Source organism: Novosphingobium barchaimii LL02, from assembly GCF_001046635.1.
Lineage (GTDB): Bacteria > Pseudomonadota > Alphaproteobacteria > Sphingomonadales > Sphingomonadaceae > Novosphingobium > Novosphingobium barchaimii.
In genome coordinates, this window is the sequence record NZ_KQ130453.1 from 575943 (window position 1) to 592856 (window position 16914).

11 protein-coding genes are annotated in these 16914 nt (G+C 62.7%); 5 read left to right on the top strand and 6 right to left on the bottom strand.

Annotated features, from left to right (window positions below; all coding sequences use genetic code 11):
- Position 1 precedes the first annotated feature (1 nt).
- Positions 2-1156, bottom strand: a complete 1155-nt coding sequence (locus V474_RS09270) for an HlyD family secretion protein (protein ID WP_059151216.1) — start codon at positions 1154-1156, stop codon at positions 2-4.
- A 580-nt stretch (positions 1157-1736) separates the two neighbouring features.
- Here V474_RS09270 and V474_RS09275 point away from each other — a divergent pair.
- Entirely contained in the window at positions 1737-4226 is a 2490-nt protein-coding gene (locus tag V474_RS09275) for a TonB-dependent receptor (RefSeq protein ID WP_059151487.1), read from the top strand.
- 162 nt (positions 4227-4388) lie between these two features.
- Here V474_RS09275 and V474_RS09280 read toward each other — a convergent pair whose 3' ends face one another.
- Complete coding sequence (locus tag V474_RS09280; RefSeq protein ID WP_236711012.1) at positions 4389-5321, bottom strand: sensor histidine kinase; 933 nt, start codon at positions 5319-5321, stop codon at positions 4389-4391.
- A gap of 18 nt (positions 5322-5339) precedes the next feature.
- Here V474_RS09280 and V474_RS26540 point away from each other — a divergent pair, with 18 nt between their 5' ends.
- Positions 5340-5744: a hypothetical protein gene (locus tag V474_RS26540; protein WP_236711014.1), complete on the top strand. Its 405-nt coding sequence runs from the start codon at positions 5340-5342 to the stop codon at positions 5742-5744.
- Here the strand turns inward: V474_RS26540 and V474_RS09285 are convergent.
- Together V474_RS09285 and V474_RS09290 are read right to left on the bottom strand one after the other, a co-directional pair.
- Positions 5726-6403: a response regulator transcription factor gene (locus tag V474_RS09285; RefSeq protein ID WP_082699693.1), complete on the bottom strand. Its 678-nt coding sequence runs from the start codon at positions 6401-6403 to the stop codon at positions 5726-5728. The genes V474_RS26540 and V474_RS09285 overlap by 19 nt on opposite strands.
- 81 nt (positions 6404-6484) lie before the next feature.
- The gene (locus V474_RS09290; protein WP_148649335.1) at positions 6485-7957 is read right to left on the bottom strand and encodes a hypothetical protein; all 1473 of its coding nucleotides are present in this window, start codon (positions 7955-7957) and stop codon (positions 6485-6487) included.
- 112 nt (positions 7958-8069) lie between these two features.
- Between V474_RS09290 and V474_RS09295 the strand changes: the two genes are divergently transcribed.
- The gene (locus V474_RS09295; protein ID WP_059151219.1) at positions 8070-8708 is read left to right on the top strand and encodes a TetR family transcriptional regulator; all 639 of its coding nucleotides are present in this window, start codon (positions 8070-8072) and stop codon (positions 8706-8708) included.
- Here V474_RS09295 and V474_RS09300 read toward each other — a convergent pair.
- Entirely contained in the window at positions 8692-9864 is a 1173-nt protein-coding gene (locus V474_RS09300) for a carbohydrate porin (RefSeq protein WP_236711022.1), read from the bottom strand. The genes V474_RS09295 and V474_RS09300 overlap by 17 nt on opposite strands.
- Before the next feature lie 273 nt (positions 9865-10137).
- Positions 10138-12564 (bottom strand): glucose/quinate/shikimate family membrane-bound PQQ-dependent dehydrogenase, encoded by a 2427-nt coding sequence (locus V474_RS09305; RefSeq protein ID WP_059151221.1) that lies wholly within the window; start codon positions 12562-12564, stop codon positions 10138-10140.
- Between the two features lie 327 nt (positions 12565-12891).
- Between V474_RS09305 and V474_RS09310 the strand changes: the two genes are divergently transcribed.
- Together V474_RS09310 and V474_RS09315 are read left to right on the top strand one after the other, a co-directional pair.
- Entirely contained in the window at positions 12892-15186 is a 2295-nt protein-coding gene (locus tag V474_RS09310; protein WP_059151222.1) for a TonB-dependent receptor, read from the top strand.
- A 23-nt stretch (positions 15187-15209) separates the two neighbouring features.
- Complete coding sequence (locus tag V474_RS09315; RefSeq protein WP_059151223.1) at positions 15210-16829, top strand: alkaline phosphatase D family protein; 1620 nt, start codon at positions 15210-15212, stop codon at positions 16827-16829.
- The last annotated feature ends 85 nt before the right edge of the window (positions 16830-16914 follow it).

The following is a 16914-nucleotide window of genomic DNA, read 5'->3' on the forward strand; positions in this document are numbered from 1 at the left end:
GTCAGCGAGCCTTCGCTTCGAGCCGCTCCTGGTCGTCCTGGATGCGTTGCAGTTCGTCTTTGGCGCTGCGGGTGTCTACGGTGACCTTTACCGAGAGGCCCGGCAGCAGCACCTTGCGCGCCGAGGCCGGGGCCTCGATGACAAGGCGCACGGGGACACGCTGAACGATCTTGGTGAAGTTGCCCGTCGCATTTTCGGGCGGCAGGATCGAGAACTGCGCCCCCGTACCCGGAGATACGCTGGCGACACGTCCGTCGACCTCGACGCCCGAAAGCGCGTCGACGGAAATCTTGGCGGGCTGGCCGGGGCGCATCAGCGCAAGCTGCGTTTCCTTGAAGTTGGCGACGACGTAGAGCTTGCTAAGCGGAACCACCGACATCAGCCGGGTTCCGGCCTGCACGAACTGGCCGATGCGGACAGTCTTGTCACCGATGCGTCCTGCGATCGGCGCTGTCAGCCTGGTGGCGGACAAGTCGATCCCCGCGGCATCGAGCTGGGCGCGGGCGCCTTGGCCTTGCGCCTCGGCCTGACGGACCTGCGCCTCTATCCCTGCGACATGCCGCTTCTGCATCTCAAGCGCGGCCTGCTGCTGGCGCAGTTGCTGCGCCGATTGAGCAGCGGCAAGGCGCAGCTGATCGAGCTGCTGGCGGGTTTCCGCACCGCTGGCGGCGAGAGGGACGTAGCGCGCCACTTCGGCGGCGTCGTGCGCGGCCTTGGTGCGCGCCGCGGCAAGCTGCGCCTCCGCCTGAACGATGGCAGCGCGCTGTTCGGCAATCCCGGCACGGGCGTTCTCTGCCCCGGCGACAGCTTGCGCGATCTGCGCGCGGGCCTGTGCGACCTTGGCGTCGTAGTCGCCCGGATCGATCCGGGCGAGCGCCTCGCCCTGCTTCACGTCCTGGTTGTCGTTCACCAGCACTTCAGTGACGTAACCGCTGACTTTCGGCGCGATCGCAACCGTATCGGCACGAATCTGGGCGTCATCGGTTTCCTGGAAGTACTGCCCGTAGGTCTTGTGTCGCCAGTACCATAGCCCGGCAGCGACAAGCGCGATGACCGCAACGACAATGAGGATCGCCTTGGTCCTGCCACTGAGCGCGCGGCGCCCGGCGCTGGAGGGTTCGTTTTCCGGGTCTTGCGGGGGAGAAGTTTCAGCCATCAACGCGGCTGATCGCGCCGGGCGGGCATGGCGTCAAGATCATTGTGCAAGTGCGTCGTCCAGGCATCACATGTTCGGCCCGCTGGAACGTCTGAAAACAGGATATCGTTCCGAATGCAGATATCGGTGGGGCGGCTTGCCGTAAGGCGCGCGGAGGCGTAATTTGGCTGGATAATATTAGTCGACGGAGAGTCGGTTTATGGAGAGGTACGACCCAAGCATTCACGCCTGCCCGCTGGGCATGCTGTGTGCGATGAGCGTTGTGGCGCTGATGGTGTTTCTGACTGCGCTGTTGCTGTTCGGCTGAGCCGGGCAGGCTATCGTATTGCAGTACCGCGTGTACCGGCCACCACTGGATGCCGGCGGATGGACCTTGCGCGAAATTTTTCACGGAAAGAACAAATTTTTCGCGCTTCATATCGGGGGTAAACCAAGAAAAAACAGTAATTTACCCCGAATATGAGATGAACATGAAGACCTGGTGACGACGGTGTCTTCAAACCTAAATCTAACTGTCTTGTTGTTGCCATAACAGCGCCCTTGCAGAGCAAAAATGTTTCTAAAAGGGTGCGTTTTCATCATGTTAAACAAAACTGTCCGCGCGGCGCTTCTCGCCGGGTCGGTGCTTGCGAGCATGGCCTCTACAAGTGTGTTCGCCGAGGCTCCGGCAACTGCCGAAGATGCCGCGGATTCGGGACTCGGCGATATCGTCGTCACCGCTACCAAGCGTGAGACGAACCTTCAGGAAACCCCGATCGCGATGGCGGTTATGAGCACGGAAACGCTCAAGGACCGTCACGTTCAAAGCCTCTACGACCTTGCAGACGGCGCTATCCCCTCGCTGCGCATCGCCACGTTCGAAGCCCGCCAGAGTGCGCTGACCATCGGCATTCGCGGCATCGTGCCGCTCGATGCCAACCAGCCAGCCCGCGAGCAGGGCGTGGGCATCTATGTCGACGGCGTGTACCTTGGCCGCCAGCATGGTCTCAACGCTGCGCTGTTCGACGTTGAGCGCGTCGAAGTCCTAAAGGGCCCGCAAGGTACGCTCTTCGGCCGGAACACCGAAGGCGGCGCCCTGAGCATCGTCAGCAAGGCGCCGACCGGCGAATTCGGCGGGCGCGCCAGCGGCGGTTTCGGCAATTACGGCTCCTATAACGGCGACATCCACCTCGACCTGCCCAAGTTCGCCGGCTTCAGCGTCAAGCTGGACGGCGTGCTGCAGCACCAGGATCCGACGACCAAGAACCCGCTCGCAGGCCAGGCCGGATTCAACCAGTATCACCGCAAGGGTGGCCGCGTGGCCGTGCGCTGGCAGCCGACCAGCAGCATCACCGATGACTTCTCCTACGATGTCGCGCGTGATGCCAATACGCCGTTCTACAGTCAGCTGCTCAACTACAATCCTAATGGCTGCGTCGCCGGAACCCAGGCTGCCAGCGCTGCCTGCACCCTGCCGGGCACGCAGTACACCAGCCTCACGGGCACCGTGAAGCCGCTGATTCCGGGCGTCGTCGTCGACGGCAAGACGCGCATGAAGGTTGCCGACATCGGCGTGCCGCAGCAAGTCAGCGTCGACAAGACCCACGGCTTCACCAACTCGCTCAAGTGGACCGTCTCGCCCGAGATCGAGCTGCGCGCGATCACCGCATGGCGCGGTGTGGACGCAACGCAGTGGGACAACAGCGGCGGGGCGCACCGCGTGCCCGTGGTCAACCTGACCGCCGCCTGCACGGCCGCCGCGCCCTGCGCCTTCAGCCGCTACAGCCTTGCCGATCTGCGCCAGCGCCAGTTCAGCCAGGAACTCCAGGCCGTCGGCACTGTCGGCACCGTGGATTACGTTGCCGGTTTGTACTACTTCAACGAACACGTCAGCGACGATGCGGCAACGCCGAACTCCAACGGCGTCTACCTCAACAGCGCCGGTCAGGCCGTCTACACGATCCTCGACTCCTGCACGGGTTCGGGTGGGTTCGGCTCCGACGTCGGCTGCCGTTCGATCGACCGTGCCTCGGAAGTGTGGTCGAAGAGCTATTCGGCTTATGGCCAGGCCACTTGGAACGCCACCGACAAGGTTCACTTGACCGTGGGCGGCCGCTACACGCACGACAAGAAGCGCGGCGTGCTGCACTTGTCGCGCAACGTGAACTACGATGTGAACACGGCGGCAGCGACGGCGGCAGGCTATACCCCGCTGGATGAAAGCTGGAACCGTTTCAATCCGATGGCTACACTGGCCTATGACGCCACGGACGATCTGCACGTCTATGCCAAGTATGCCACCGGCTACCGTGCCGGCGGTGCCAGCTCGCGCACGGCCAACTACCAGGCCTTCAACCCCGAGGATGTGAAGTCCTACGAAGTTGGCCTGAAGAGCGATTTCTGGAACCACCGCGCCCGCTTCAACCTGGCCGGCTATATCATGGACCGCAAGAACAGCCAGGTCGACATCAGCTCGATCCAGTCGTTCAACGGTGCCAACTACAACAACCTGGTCACCATCAACGCGCCCGGAACCACCAAGATTCGCGGCATCGAAGCGGACCTGACGGTGAACCCGGTCGAAGGCCTGACGCTGAGCGCATCCTACGCCTATACCTACACGAAGATCCCCTTGGTGCCGATCACCTACACCGGAACCAACGGGGCCTCGACCACTGTCGACCAGCGGTTCTACATCGTGTTCACCCCGCGCAATGCGGCCAGCGGCTCGATCGATTATGCGCTGCCGGTCGGACAAAACGACACCACGCTGAAGTTCCACATCGACGGTAACTATTCGCAGGCCACCCAGGCCTTCGACCAGTTCGCCACCAAAAACGACGCATCGCTGATCTTCAACGGACGCATCTCGCTGGCCGACATCGGCGTGGGCGACCAAAAGCTGACGCTCGGCGTATGGGGCCGTAACCTGTTCAACGAACAGTACATCTTCCGCCGGGATCCGTCTAACAGCCTGCCCGGGGCGCCGACCACCAGCGTGTCTACCGGCAGCGTCAACAACATCCTGGGCGACTACGGCAACTTCAACGCGCCGCGCACTTTCGGCATCGACGCCAGCGTCCAGTTCTAACCGCTTTCCCCCCGCCGCCAGTCCTGTTCACAGGGCCGGCGGTCCCGGAAATGCGATCGATGCGGAGAAATGGTCCCTTTCGATGGGGGAACAGTTCAGGTCGCCGCAGGATCGCAAAACTGATCGGCGTGACGCTCCCCCGCGTCACGCCGTTTTTTTGCTTCAGGCGGGGAGCACGACGGTAACCTTGAGGCCGCCTTCAGGCCTGGCATCGCCGAGTGCCAAGGTTCCGCGATGGAGCCGGGCGATGGCATCGGCCAGAGGTAGACCCAGCCCGTGGCCACTGCCCCTGCGCTCGATCCTTCCGAACCTGCGCAGGACCAGCGCGCGTTGATCTTGGGAAATGCCGGGACCATCATCCGTCACCACCATGACTACGACATGGTCATCTCGATCCGCGCTAATCCGTACCGTGGTGCCCTCCGGGCCGTGCCTCAAGGCGTTCTCGAGAAGGTTGTGCAGCAACTGCGACAGCAGTTGGCGATCCCCGACAAGAGTGCCCGCATTGCATGGGCCGATAATCAGGCGCTGGCTGCCATCCTCGGCCAAGGGGCGCACCATGTCGGCGATGTCCGCGATCAGCGCGTCGAAGTCTAGGGAGCGGAAACCCGCACGGCGGGCGCCGCTCTCAATTTCGGCGATACGCAACAACGCGCCGAACATGCCCAGCAGGTCATCGGCTTGGGCTGTAGCCAGCGCGAGTTCATCGCGTAGCGGTTCAGCGTCGCTGCGCTGTTCCAAAAGGGCCAGCTCGTTGCGCAACCTTGCAAGTGGTGTGCGAAGTTCGTGCGATATATCATTGGAAACATTACGAACCTCAGCCACCAACTGGCCAATGCGGTCGAGCATTCGATTAAACGCGGCTGCCTGCTGATCGAACTCACCGCCGTCACCGACAATGGGCACGCGCTGCGAGAGGTCACCATCGATGATCGATTCCACGGTCGTGCGCATGGCCTCGATCCGCTGGCCGATCAGCCTGCGGAACAATAACAGCCCTATCATTACGACCAGAACGATTGCGCCGAACCCGGCGATGTAGATAAGCTTTCGTGCTGAAAAATAGTCGTCGATCGGCTCGGTCTCGGCGAACACGGCGAGGCGCATTCCGCCGTGAAGATCGCGCACGAAAACCCGACCGGCGCTGAGGCCCTCAATGCGATCCTGCCGGTTGAGCGACGAAAATCCAGAGGGCAATCTACGGGAAAACCGGGTGTTTCCGACAATCGTACGCCCTTGAGCATCAGTCAGCAGCAGGCCCAGGTCGCCGGTATCGCGCTGGCTGGTCAGCTCTCTTATCCGCCGGGCAAGTTCGCCGCGCGGAAGGTCTGTTCCGCCAGGGGCCAGTTCATCGCTTTCGAAAGCAATGCGCTTGTCCACCAACACGTTGATCATCGAGAGCGTCGCGAAGAAAGTGCCAAGCCCGGCGAGAGTGGTGACCATCAGGAACAGGCACAGAAAACCAATGGTCAGCCCGCGAAGGGACCGTGCTGCGCCTATCATGCCCGTAATTGGTAGCCGATCCCGCGCACGGTTCCGATCGGATCGTCACCATGTTGGATCAACTTCGCCCGCAGATGCTTGACGTGGGAATCGATGATATTGGTGGTCGGCACGAAATCATGACCCCAAATACGCTCTATCAGCATCGCCCGCGTGACGACTTGCCCGTCCGCGCGCGCCAGTTCGAGGAGCAGGTTGAATTCGGTGCGTGACAGGTTGAGCGCCTGTCCTCCACGCCAGGCGAGCACTCGCGAGGGGCTGACGAGGATATCGCCCGCGCTCACGGTATCGGTCGGCTGTTCCGTAACGCGGCGGGCGCGCAACAGGGCGTGCAGTCGGGCGTTCAGTTCGAGGGCGTCCACCGGCTTGACGACATAGTCGTCGGCCCCGGCCTCGAAACCTTCGAGCTTGTCTGGAATCTGGCCCAGCGCGGTCAGCATGAGGACCGGCACGTTCATGCCGCTTTCACGCAGCTGGCGCAGCAGCTCGATGCCGTCGAGATGGGGCAGCATCCAGTCAAGGATCACAATGTCGAAGGCATGCTGGCCAAGCAGCACCAGGGCTTTGCGCCCGTCGTCTGCGGCCTGAACCTCGTGTCCGAACTGGATAAGCTGGGCGACGAGCTGGCGTTGAAGCTGGCGATCATCCTCGACCAGAAGAATATGCAGGCTCATAGGTGATGTTCGGCCCAATAGGGGTGTTACGGCGATGTGATCGTAGCGGATGGGGCGACTAATGCCATCCCGCGCCGGGCCTCAGCGTCCGATCAGACCCAGAGCATGGCGGATGAAGGCATCGCGGTCAGTGACCCACTCCGCTCCGGCGGGCAATTCGGGGTCGGTGAAGGTCCAGCCCTCATTCGAATAGACCTGTTTGAAGCGGCCGGTGGTGTTGAAGGCCAGCGAGACCATGCGCTGCTGTGCGCGGTTGGTGCTATCGTTGCCTTCGACCGTGGTGGTTCCCGGCGCGATCGAAGTGCCCTGCGGCCTCAGCGCAATGGCGTAGGGTTCGGTGCGGAAACTGTCGACTCTGGTGTTCAGGAAAACCGAAAGGTAGACTTTGTCGAGCACCGTCAGCGGGGATGCCGGCATCAACCAAGCGCCGTCCACCAGCACGTTCCACGGATAGTTCTCAGGCGCGCCGTAGAGGATTTCGCTGCGCAGATCGATCAGCGCATCGCGCGGGGCCTGCGCCGGGGCGACACGTTGAAGATGCAGGTTGTCCGACCAGGTAAAGCCGAAAGAAGAAGCGTCTATCAGCGGCATCGCAGAAGGAGTCGAGGTGTTTGGCTGGTTCGATACGGTGACGTTCTCGTAGATCCGCAGGTATGCCTTGTCCTTGATCTGGTGCCCGCTGGCTATGTTCTGCCAAGCCAGCTGGCCGTGGAAGCTGGTGTTGCGGAAATGCGAAACCAGGATGCCGTTGATGTAGCTGGTATGCTCCTGATCGACGTTGGAGCCGACATTGCCGGCCAGTTCGCTGTCCTCGATGTAAAGCATGGTCTGCCCGCCCGGCACGAACAGGGCATTCTTACCGCCGTAGATCTTGGAGCGGCGGATCACCGCCGTCAGCAGTCCGGGGCGGGCGGTTCCGACGGCCTCTAGATGGACTGCGCCCATCGGTTGGACCGCGCCGGGGAAGTCCAGTTCGATGTCGCGCATTTCGAAGTGCACGCGCTGCTGGCCTATGTCGAACATGCGCAGGTCGATGGTGGCCCACTCGTTATTGCTACGGAAGGTCACGCGCTGGCCGGGTATCGACGAGCGCAGGATATACTGGGTGCCCTGAAGCGATCCGACGATCTGCGGCATCCACGGCGCGAAGGGATAGACACAAGGCTGCCCAGCGGAATCGAGCGCTTCATAGACGAATTCGTAACCGCCCTCGGCCCGGCCATAAAGCGACTCGCCGTCTCGGCCCGCATAGACTTCCCGCCCGGCGGCGCGCGAGGCGTCGCATTTAACGGTCAGCTTTATCGCCGGTTGCCGCAGGGCGTCCATGGGCATGTAGAAGGGATAGAGCTTGTCGAGATCGGCTGGCGGTAGCCGCGGCGCTGGCGGTGCTGCGCCCAATGACGCCGGCTGTGCAGCCACTGCTTTGCCTGCGGGCACTGTTGGCGGCGAGGGTGCCTCGTCGATCGCGGCGCAGGCCTTGCTTAGCCCGGCAATGCCAAGCAGGATCGGCAAGGCCAGGATCAGCATGGACTTGAAGCTCTTAACCGCCGGCACTCGCATCTCCGTGTTGAAATTGGTCGCAGGCTTATGTGCCGCAAAGACCCGACGAAATGATGAACGTGCTTGCCTTGCCATCGCCGGGAGACATGCCCATAGCGACGGCGCGATGCGAGAAAAGTTTACCGAACGCAACCGAAAGCAGATCATCGAGATCGCAACCACCCACTTCGCCGACAAAGGCTTTGCCGGCGCGCGCGTGGACGAAATCGCGGCGGCGACGGCAACCTCGAAGCGGATGATCTACTATCATTTCGGCAGCAAGGAAGGGCTGTATCTTGCCGTCCTGAGGCAGGCCTACAATGGCATTCGCTCGGCAGAGCTGGATGCGGGGCTCGATGAACTGCCGCCGCTGGCCGCGCTCGAACGGCTGACCGCGCTGACTTTCGACTACCATTTCCGCCACCCCGAACTGGTGCGACTGGTGATGGATGAAAACATGGCGCAGGGCCGCAATGTCGGCGCGGTGGCCGAAGCGAAGAACGACCTGGTCCTCCCCAAAACAAAGGCACTGATCGATCGCGGCGTGGCGGAAGGACAGTTTCGCGAGGGTCTGGACCCCGTGGACCTGCATATGACGATCAGCGCGCTGGCGTTCTACTTCGTGTCCAACCGCTATACCTTCGGCACCATCTTCGGCGTGGACACGGCCAGCGACCAAGCGGCTGCGCGGCGCCGCGATCAGGTGGTTGAAACGGTCCTGCGCTACTGCCGCGCCGATGCGGCGCCCGTCAGAACTGCATCCTGACCTGACAGCCCAGCGCCAGCGCGTTGTGGGTAGAGCGGAACGCGAAACTTCCCGGCTCGATGATATATTGCACGTCGGGGCGAATGCTCAGCCAGCGGCGGGCCTGGAAACCGTAGCTCATTTCTATGGCGGTTTCGCCGGCGGGCAGGGCGGCATATCCATCTAGGATGCCTGCCGTCTCGGCATGGGCACGCCTAAGCCGAGGGTCCAGCTGCGCATGAACGACACCCAGTGCCAAGGTATCAGCGTCGCGGCCCCGGAAGGTCCCGGTTTTGACCGCGCCGGCGGCGTACCAGCGGGTAATCTGGGCCGAAGCCTCGGGATTGGCGGTGAACTGTCCAAACACGGACAGGCCACGGCCGCCGCTTCCCTCACGCACGATCATCTGATCGGCGAGAATGTAAACGCCGTAGCGGCCGGTCACTTTCCCGCTGCCGCCCACGCGCGCTACGCGGGACGTATCGTAATAGACACCCACCTTGTAATGTCCTGGCAAGACCGCGCTGTCCCTGCGCAAGCCGGGGTCGTATTCGACTTCAAAGGGAAGGATCACGCCGGTGCTTCCTCCGGCGAAGGGGTGGAAGGCGTTGCCTTCGCTGCCCAGATTCGGGTTGACCTGATAGATGCCGGTGCGCAGCGCGATGTCGGCGCGAGGCCGGTAGCGGATCGCCGCGCCCCAGCGTGCGTTGGGATAGTTGTACCAGCCGCTGTCGCCCGAAAGTGAAAGCGGATGGGCGCAGAAAGCCGCGTTCACGAAATTGCACCCCAGCGCCATGCCGCCAAGGTCGTTGCCCATGGCAAAGTAACCCAGTCGCAAGTTCAGCCTGTCATGCAGAAGGTTCTGTTCATAGCTCACCTCGCCCAGCCGGACATACTGGCCGCCGTAGGCTTCCTGGATCGGCAATCGGTTTCCTACGTAGTCCGAGGATATACCCACGCCGCGCCGGTCGTTGAGGGTGACGTGAAAGAGCCCGCCGGACCATCCGGCGATCTTGCCCATGTCGAAGTCCATGCCTGCGCGGATCTGCTGAGTATAGGCGGTGCCGCGCCTGACCCCGCCGTCCACGGCGGCGAAGGTCTCTGAAACGTAGTCCGCACGCAGGCTTATCCCGCTGTCCTTGAGCCGGGTGCGCCGGCCGCCCCAGTCGCCCGTCATGGTATCCTGAAACGGTGTTGGCGTCGTCTCGGTAATCGGCGCAACGGTCTTTCCCGAGGAGGCTTCGGTCGGTTCTGTCTCGGCTGTTGGTTCCTCGGCGCGGGCGGGAGTTAAAGGGGCTGCGGCCAAAAGGCAGCAACCTGCCAGTCGAGCTGATATCTGGATGCGCTGGGCCATGGCCCCTCCTGACCGGAAGACCGATGCCGCCGGATGAAATGGATTCGGGAAGACGAGTGCAGGGGGGGCGGAACCGTTCCGCCCCCCCTGCAGCGCTTACGGCAGGCTATAAGCCACCACGTAGTCGCCCCGATCGGGGGACTGGCGGGCGCCGCCAGCGGTGATCACGATGTACTGCCGGCCGGTTCTGGGCGACTTGTAGGTCATCGGTCCGCCTTGGCTGCCAATGGGCAAGCGCCCCTTCCAAAGTTCTTTCCCGGTGGCCGAGTTGAACGCGCGCAGATAATAATCCTGCGTGCCGGCGATGAAGACAAGGCCGCCCTGGGTCGCCAGCGTACCGCCTAGCGTCGGCAGACCGATCGGGATTGGCAGACCCATGCGGATGCCCAGCGGGCCAGTGTCGCGCACGGTGCCGACCGGGACCTGCCACTTCACCTTGCGGGTGTTCATATCCACCGCCGTCAGCGTGCCGTAGGGCGGGGCCTGGCATGGGATACCCAGCGCTGAAAGGAAGCGGTCCTTGGTCACCGAATAGGGTGTGCCCTTCATCGGCACACTGCCCATGCCCGTATTAGTGGCCTCGCCGCCGCTGTTGCTTACCGCCTGTTGCTCTGCAGTCTGGGGGAACATCTGTATCCACAGGCCAAGGCGCATGTCGTTGGCAAAGATCGTGTTCGTGGTTGGGTCTATCGACAGACCGCCCCAGTTCATGCCGCCCAGCGACCCCGGGAAGCTGAGTGACTTGTCAGTGCCGGGCGCCGTGTAGAGCCCCTCGTAGCGCATTCCCTTGAAGGCGATGCGGCACATCAACTGGTCGAACGGGGTGGCGCCCCACATGTCCGCTTCCGTCAGGTTCGGCACGCCGATCTGCGGCATGCCCACGGAACGAGGCTGGGTGAGCGAATAAGGCTCGTTCGGGATGTTCGCGGCTTTGACCTTCTGGTTTACCACCCTGGTGAGCGGCTTACCGGTGGCGCGATCGAGAACGTAGAGCTGGCCGGCCTTGGTGCCGAACACAAGCGCGGGCACCTTTCTGCCGCCATCGACCGCGAAGTCCACGAAGGTCGGCTGCATCGGCAGGTCGAAGTCCCACAGGTCGTTGTGAACGGTCTGGAAGTGCCACTTCTCCTTGCCGCTCGCGGCGTCTAGCGCCAGCATGGAAGCGCCGTACTTGTGGTCGAGTGTGCTGCGGGTGGCGCCGTAGATATCGACCGAGGCACTGCCCACCGGCATGAACACCGTGTTGGAGGCAGGGTCGTAAGACATCGCAGCCCAGACGTTGGGGGTCGAGCGGGCGTAAGTCTGCCCCTTCGGCGGCACACCGGTAATGGCAGGATTGCCGGGGTCGAAAGCCCAGCGCAGCCTCCCAGTCACAACGTCGAACCCGCGCATCACGCCGCCGGGCATATTGACCTGCACGTTATCGGCCACGCGTCCGCCGACGACGACGGTCGTTCCCGCCAGAGTAGGGGCGGAGGTGAGCTGGTATTGGGGATCGGGCGCAGCGCCCAGCCCCGCCTTGAGGTCAACCCGGCCCCCGGTGCCGAAGTCCTGACAGAATGCGCCGGTGTCCGCGTCGAGCGCAATCAGCTGCGCATTGATGGTGTTCATGAGGATGCGGCGCTGGCATGCCGCGCCTTCGGGCACCGCCACCGGCGCTACGGGCGTCGAGCCCGGCATCGTCGGCTGCTGGAGCGGGGCTTTGGCATCAAAATACGCAAGACCGCGGCAGCGCATCCAGACAGAGGCCTTCGCGTTGATCGTGGTTTTCCACTTTTCGCGACCTGTGTCGGCGTCGAGAGCGATGACGTTGTTGTGGGGGGTGCAGACGAAGACTGTGTCGCCGACCTGCAGCGGGGTATCCTGATCTTCAGCGCCGTTGCCGTCGCTGACCGCGACATCGCCGGTGCGGTAGGTCCAGGCGACCTTTAGCTTGCCCACGTTGGCGCGGGTGATCTGGTCCAGCGCGGCGAAACGGCTGCCGCCCGGGGTATTGCCGTATGCTTCCCAGTTCTTCTGCTCATGCGCGGGGTCGACCGGAATGCTTGCCAGTTCCTCGCCCGTGAATGCGACGGTGGGATGCGGTACGAACATGGCGGCAAAACCACCGGCCGAGGCCAGCCCGATCACCGCAGAGGCGGCAAGGGCAGGGCGCCAAGCCGCCGTCTGTCCGCTTGCGCGGCGCATCAGTGGCAGGGACGCAGCGACCACGGTCGCACCCACGCCCATGGCGAGGAGGCGCGAAATCAGCGGCCAGAACGCCAGCCCGACTTCCCAAAGCGCCCACACGATCGTCGCCGCGAACACAGTAGCAAAAAGCCAGGCGCCCACCGGGCGGCGGCGCGCGATCAGGAAGCCCGATGCGACCAGTCCAAATCCGGAAAACAGGAAGTAGAAGCTGCCGCCGAGGCTGACGAGTTTTGCGCCGCCGACGGTGAAGAAAAGGCCTGCGGCCATAATCACCAGACCAAGCAACAACAGCCAATACCGGGGCAGGCTGCTAACTTTGTTCGTGCCGGGCATGCGGCACCTCCTTTTGTTCTTCGAATGCACCGATAACTCGCCGTCTTGCGATCGGAACGAACAAGCTGCGCGGTGGACTCAGTGAAAATCGGATGGCCTTGAGGCCATCGAATGTGTGTACCATCTAGTACATAAATTTGCTCAGGACAAGGCCGGTCGGTGCGCGGTCGTGATGGGTGCCGGTACGGGAGGCGCCAGTCACAAGGACCGCATGTGTCGTCGAGGACACATATCACTGATGTCACACGAGAGAGACGAGAGCGCCTTCGAGCCGTCATGGACTACGGTTAGGCCCCCTCTCAACCCAACAAATCCAGGTAATTCAAAATGAAACTCGCGACTTGTGCAGCAACTCTTCTCGCCGGAACTGCGCTGGCCATGGTGCCGAACGCCGCCTTCGCCGCCGAAGCAGACGGCGCCATGAGCGACGAGAATCCCAACTCGATCATAGTGACTACCCAGAAAGTGGAGCAGCGCGTTCTTGACGTTCCCATGACGCTTTCGGTCCAGACCGGTGAGCGTATGCGCGAATTGGGCGTAACCGATATCGGCGAATTGTCGAACTACGTGCCGGGGCTCAACGTCCAGATCCAAAGCGCCAACAATCCCGGATTCGTGATCCGCGGCATCACGTCCGATAGCGGTTCGGCGCAGCAGGGACCGCGCGTTTCACTCTATTACAACGGCGTCGATATCTCGCGTTCGCGCGGGGCCTATCAGGGCCTCTACGATCTTGACCGCGTGGAAGTGGTGAAGGGGCCGCAGGCGACGCTGTTCGGCACAGCCGCCACGATCGGCGCGATCAGCTTCGTCTCGGCCAAGCCTGAAGCCGGAACTTCCGCCTCGATTACCGGCGCTTACGGCAACCTTGATGCCCGCCGCATCGAAGGGTTCGTGAATATGGGCAACGACGTGATCGCTGCCCGTATCGCTGGCCAATGGAAGAAGCGCGACGGCTACATCGAGAACCTGGCGCCGGATCAGGAAGACCTCTATGCCCAAGACCAGCTCGGGCTGCGCGGATCGCTGCGCTTCACGCCTACCAGCGACTTCACCGCCGACCTCGTGGTGACATATGACCGCCAACGCAATTCGGGCACGCCATTCCTGTCGAAAAACCTGGGCTCCACTTCGGTGGACGGTCTTTATGGCGCCGCCTATCTGGGAGGTTCGCCGCTATCGAAGCAGGTTCTCGGCTCCGACAAACTGGGCCTCGATCGTGATGTCTACGACGCCAACCTGACCCTCAGCTGGGACTTCGCGGACGGCTGGAACTTCACCACCGTCAATGGCTACCGCGATTTCGACGCGCTCGAAGTGTTCGATGCGGATGGTTCCGCCGCCTGGTATCTCGAATTCGCCGAGCGCGCCAAGGGCTGGCAGGCCAGCCACGAAAGCCGTTTCACCTACACCGACGACAAGTGGCGTGCCTCTTTCGGTTGGAACTATATCATCGAGGACAGTTCCCAGTACGTGCCGCTGTCTTCCGAAGTCGGCACTTATCTGCAGTGCAGTGCCAACATCATTCCCGGCCTAGCCTGCGTAGCCCCGGACAACACCGTCCCCGCCTCACTGGCAACCGGCCTTGCCAGCGGCGGACTGGCGACCGCGGTGCCCTATCAGAGCTGGTACAAGAACGAAGGCCGCAACCAGACCTGGTCCATGTTCGGAGATGCCACCTGGAAGGCCACCTCTGCGCTGGAACTGACTGCCGGCGCGCGTGTCCTGATCGAAAAGCGCCGTTCAGGCTATGCTACCAGCCAGCCTGCCGCGCCGCTATACGGCCAGCAACTCCTGCCGATCGTCGACACCGACGGAGTTCTGTTCCAGGCCCAGCGTTCCTACGCAGCGGTGCTGCCGCGCTTCAACGCGCTCTATCGCATCACGCCTGGGATCAACTTCTATGCAACCGTCTCCAAGGGCCGCCGCTCGCCAGTGGTCGAACTGGGCAGCGCTACAGTTGCGGGCAGCTATGTGGTGGCCGAAAACCGCATCCGCGCTGAGAGCGTCTGGAACTACGAAGTGGGCGTGAAAGGCCAGGCCGGCATGTTGTCAGGGTCGCTGGGCATCTATTACAACGACTACAGTAATTTTCAGGTCAACGTCGTAAGCGCGAGCGGTTCGCGGACGGTAAGCGCCGGTTCGGCTGGCAACCTTGGCGTCGAAGGTGAAGTTGAAGCCCGTCTGACCGACTGGCTGCGCGCATTCGGCAATGTCGGCTTCATCAGCGGCGGTATCGACGACAAGGCTAGCAACGGCAACTTCGCGGGCGACAGGTTCCGTCTCCAGCCCAAATGGCAGTGGTCGGCAGGCTTTAACCTCAACGCGCCAATCTCGCAGCGGACCAGTGTGTTCCTGTCACCCAGCGTGACATACCGCAGCAAGATCTACTTCGAGACCCCCAACACCGAGGCGATCAGTCAGGCCCCGGTCACGCTGGTGAACCTGCGCGGCGGCGTGTCGCTGATGGAGGACCGCTTCCAGATCGCCGGTTATGCTCGTAACCTGACCAACAGGAACTACCTGCTCGATGCGGGCAATACCGGCGGATCGTTCGGTTACCCCACCTTTATCCCCGCCGAACCGCGCACCTACGGCATCGAATTCACCGCCCGCTACTGATCGCATCTTTCAGGAAACCGACCATGACTCTTAACCTCGATCGCCGTCTCCTGCTGCGCGCGGGCGCTTTCGGCCTCGCTGCGATGTCTACGCCCGGTGTCGCCCAGATCCTCACCGCCCGCGGCTTTACCCACGGCGTTGCCAGCGGCGAGCCGGGACCTCACTCGGTGCTGCTGTGGACCCGCTATGTCGGCAGCGGCGACACCAAGCTGCGCTGCGAACTGTCCGAGGACGAAACCTTCCGCAAGATCGCGGGCGGCGGCGATGTCGTCGCTTCTCCGGCGCATGACAACTGCGCCAAACTGGTGGTGAATGGCCTGGCGCCTGGTAAATGGTACAATTACCGCTTCATCGCGCCCGATGGCAGCATGAGCGACAAAGGCCGCACGCGCACCCTGCCGGTGGGCGAGGTCGACCGGTTCGGCATCGGCCTGTTCTCCTGTTCGAACATGCCATTTGGCTGGTTCAACGCCTATGCCCATGCCGCATCGCGTGACGATCTCGACCTCGTGGTCCACGTCGGCGATTACTTCTACGAGTACGAATACGGTCATTATCCCGAGAACCCGATGGCCGGGCGCATGATCGAACCTGCTAATGAAACGGTGACGCTGGCCGACTATCGGCTGCGCTTCGCCAGCTATCGCCTTGACCCGGACCTGCGCCGCCTGCACCAGCGTTTTCCGATGATCGCGCAGTGGGATGATCACGAACTGGCCAACGACGCCTGGAAGGACGGCGCCGAAAATCACCAGAGCGACAAGGAAGGCCCATGGTCCATCCGAAAGGCAGCGGCGGAAAAGGCCTACCGGGAATGGATGCCGGTGTCCGATGCGGTTTACGACAGCTTCGAGATCGGTTCGTTGGCTACGCTTTTCCGCCCGGAAACCCGCATCACTGCGCGCAACCAGCAATTGGACTTCGGATCGGTGATGGCCGGGAAGGCGGACGTCGCCAAGGCCTTGGCCGATTTCCGCGACGGTCCGTGGATGGCTCCCGACCGCACCCTGATGGGCACTAGGCAGGAAGCCTGGCTCCACGGCGCACTGGCCAAATCCGCAAAGTCGGGCACGCGCTGGCAGGTGCTTGCCCAGCAGGTGGTGATGGGTTCGCTCAAGGCTCCGCTACAGATGGGGGACCTCGTTCCGGCGGATGGCGACCCTAAGGTCCGGCAGGCGCTCATGGCCATCGCTGCTGCGGCCAGGGCCGGACTGCCGTTCAACATGGATTCGTGGGATGGCTACCCCGCCGCGCGCGAACGCCTGCTTCGCGCCGCCCGCGAGGCCGATTGCAACCTCGTCGTCCTCTCGGGTGACAGCCACAATGCCTGGGGCAACGAATTGGCGATTGAAGGGGTTGCGGCCGGCGTCGAATATGCCGGGCATTCGGTCACTTCGCCGGGCTACGAGACCTATTTGCCCGCACTGGCGCCTGCTGAATTGGCCAAGGCTCTGCGCGGTGCCAATCCGGGATTGGCCTTCGCCGATACCAGCCGCCGCGGATATGTTTCGCTGGACCTGACACCGGATCAGGTCAGGGGCCAGTGGCACTTCATGGGAACGATCGCCCGCCACACGACCCAAGGCACCATCAGCGAAGGCCTTTCCGTGAAATGGAACGAGCGCTGCTTCGCCAAGGCCTAACCGCTTCGCAACTGGGCCGAACGCGCGATCTGCCCGCGGCAGCCTGAACAGGTGACCCGTCAATCCGATCTGTCAGCGTGAAGCA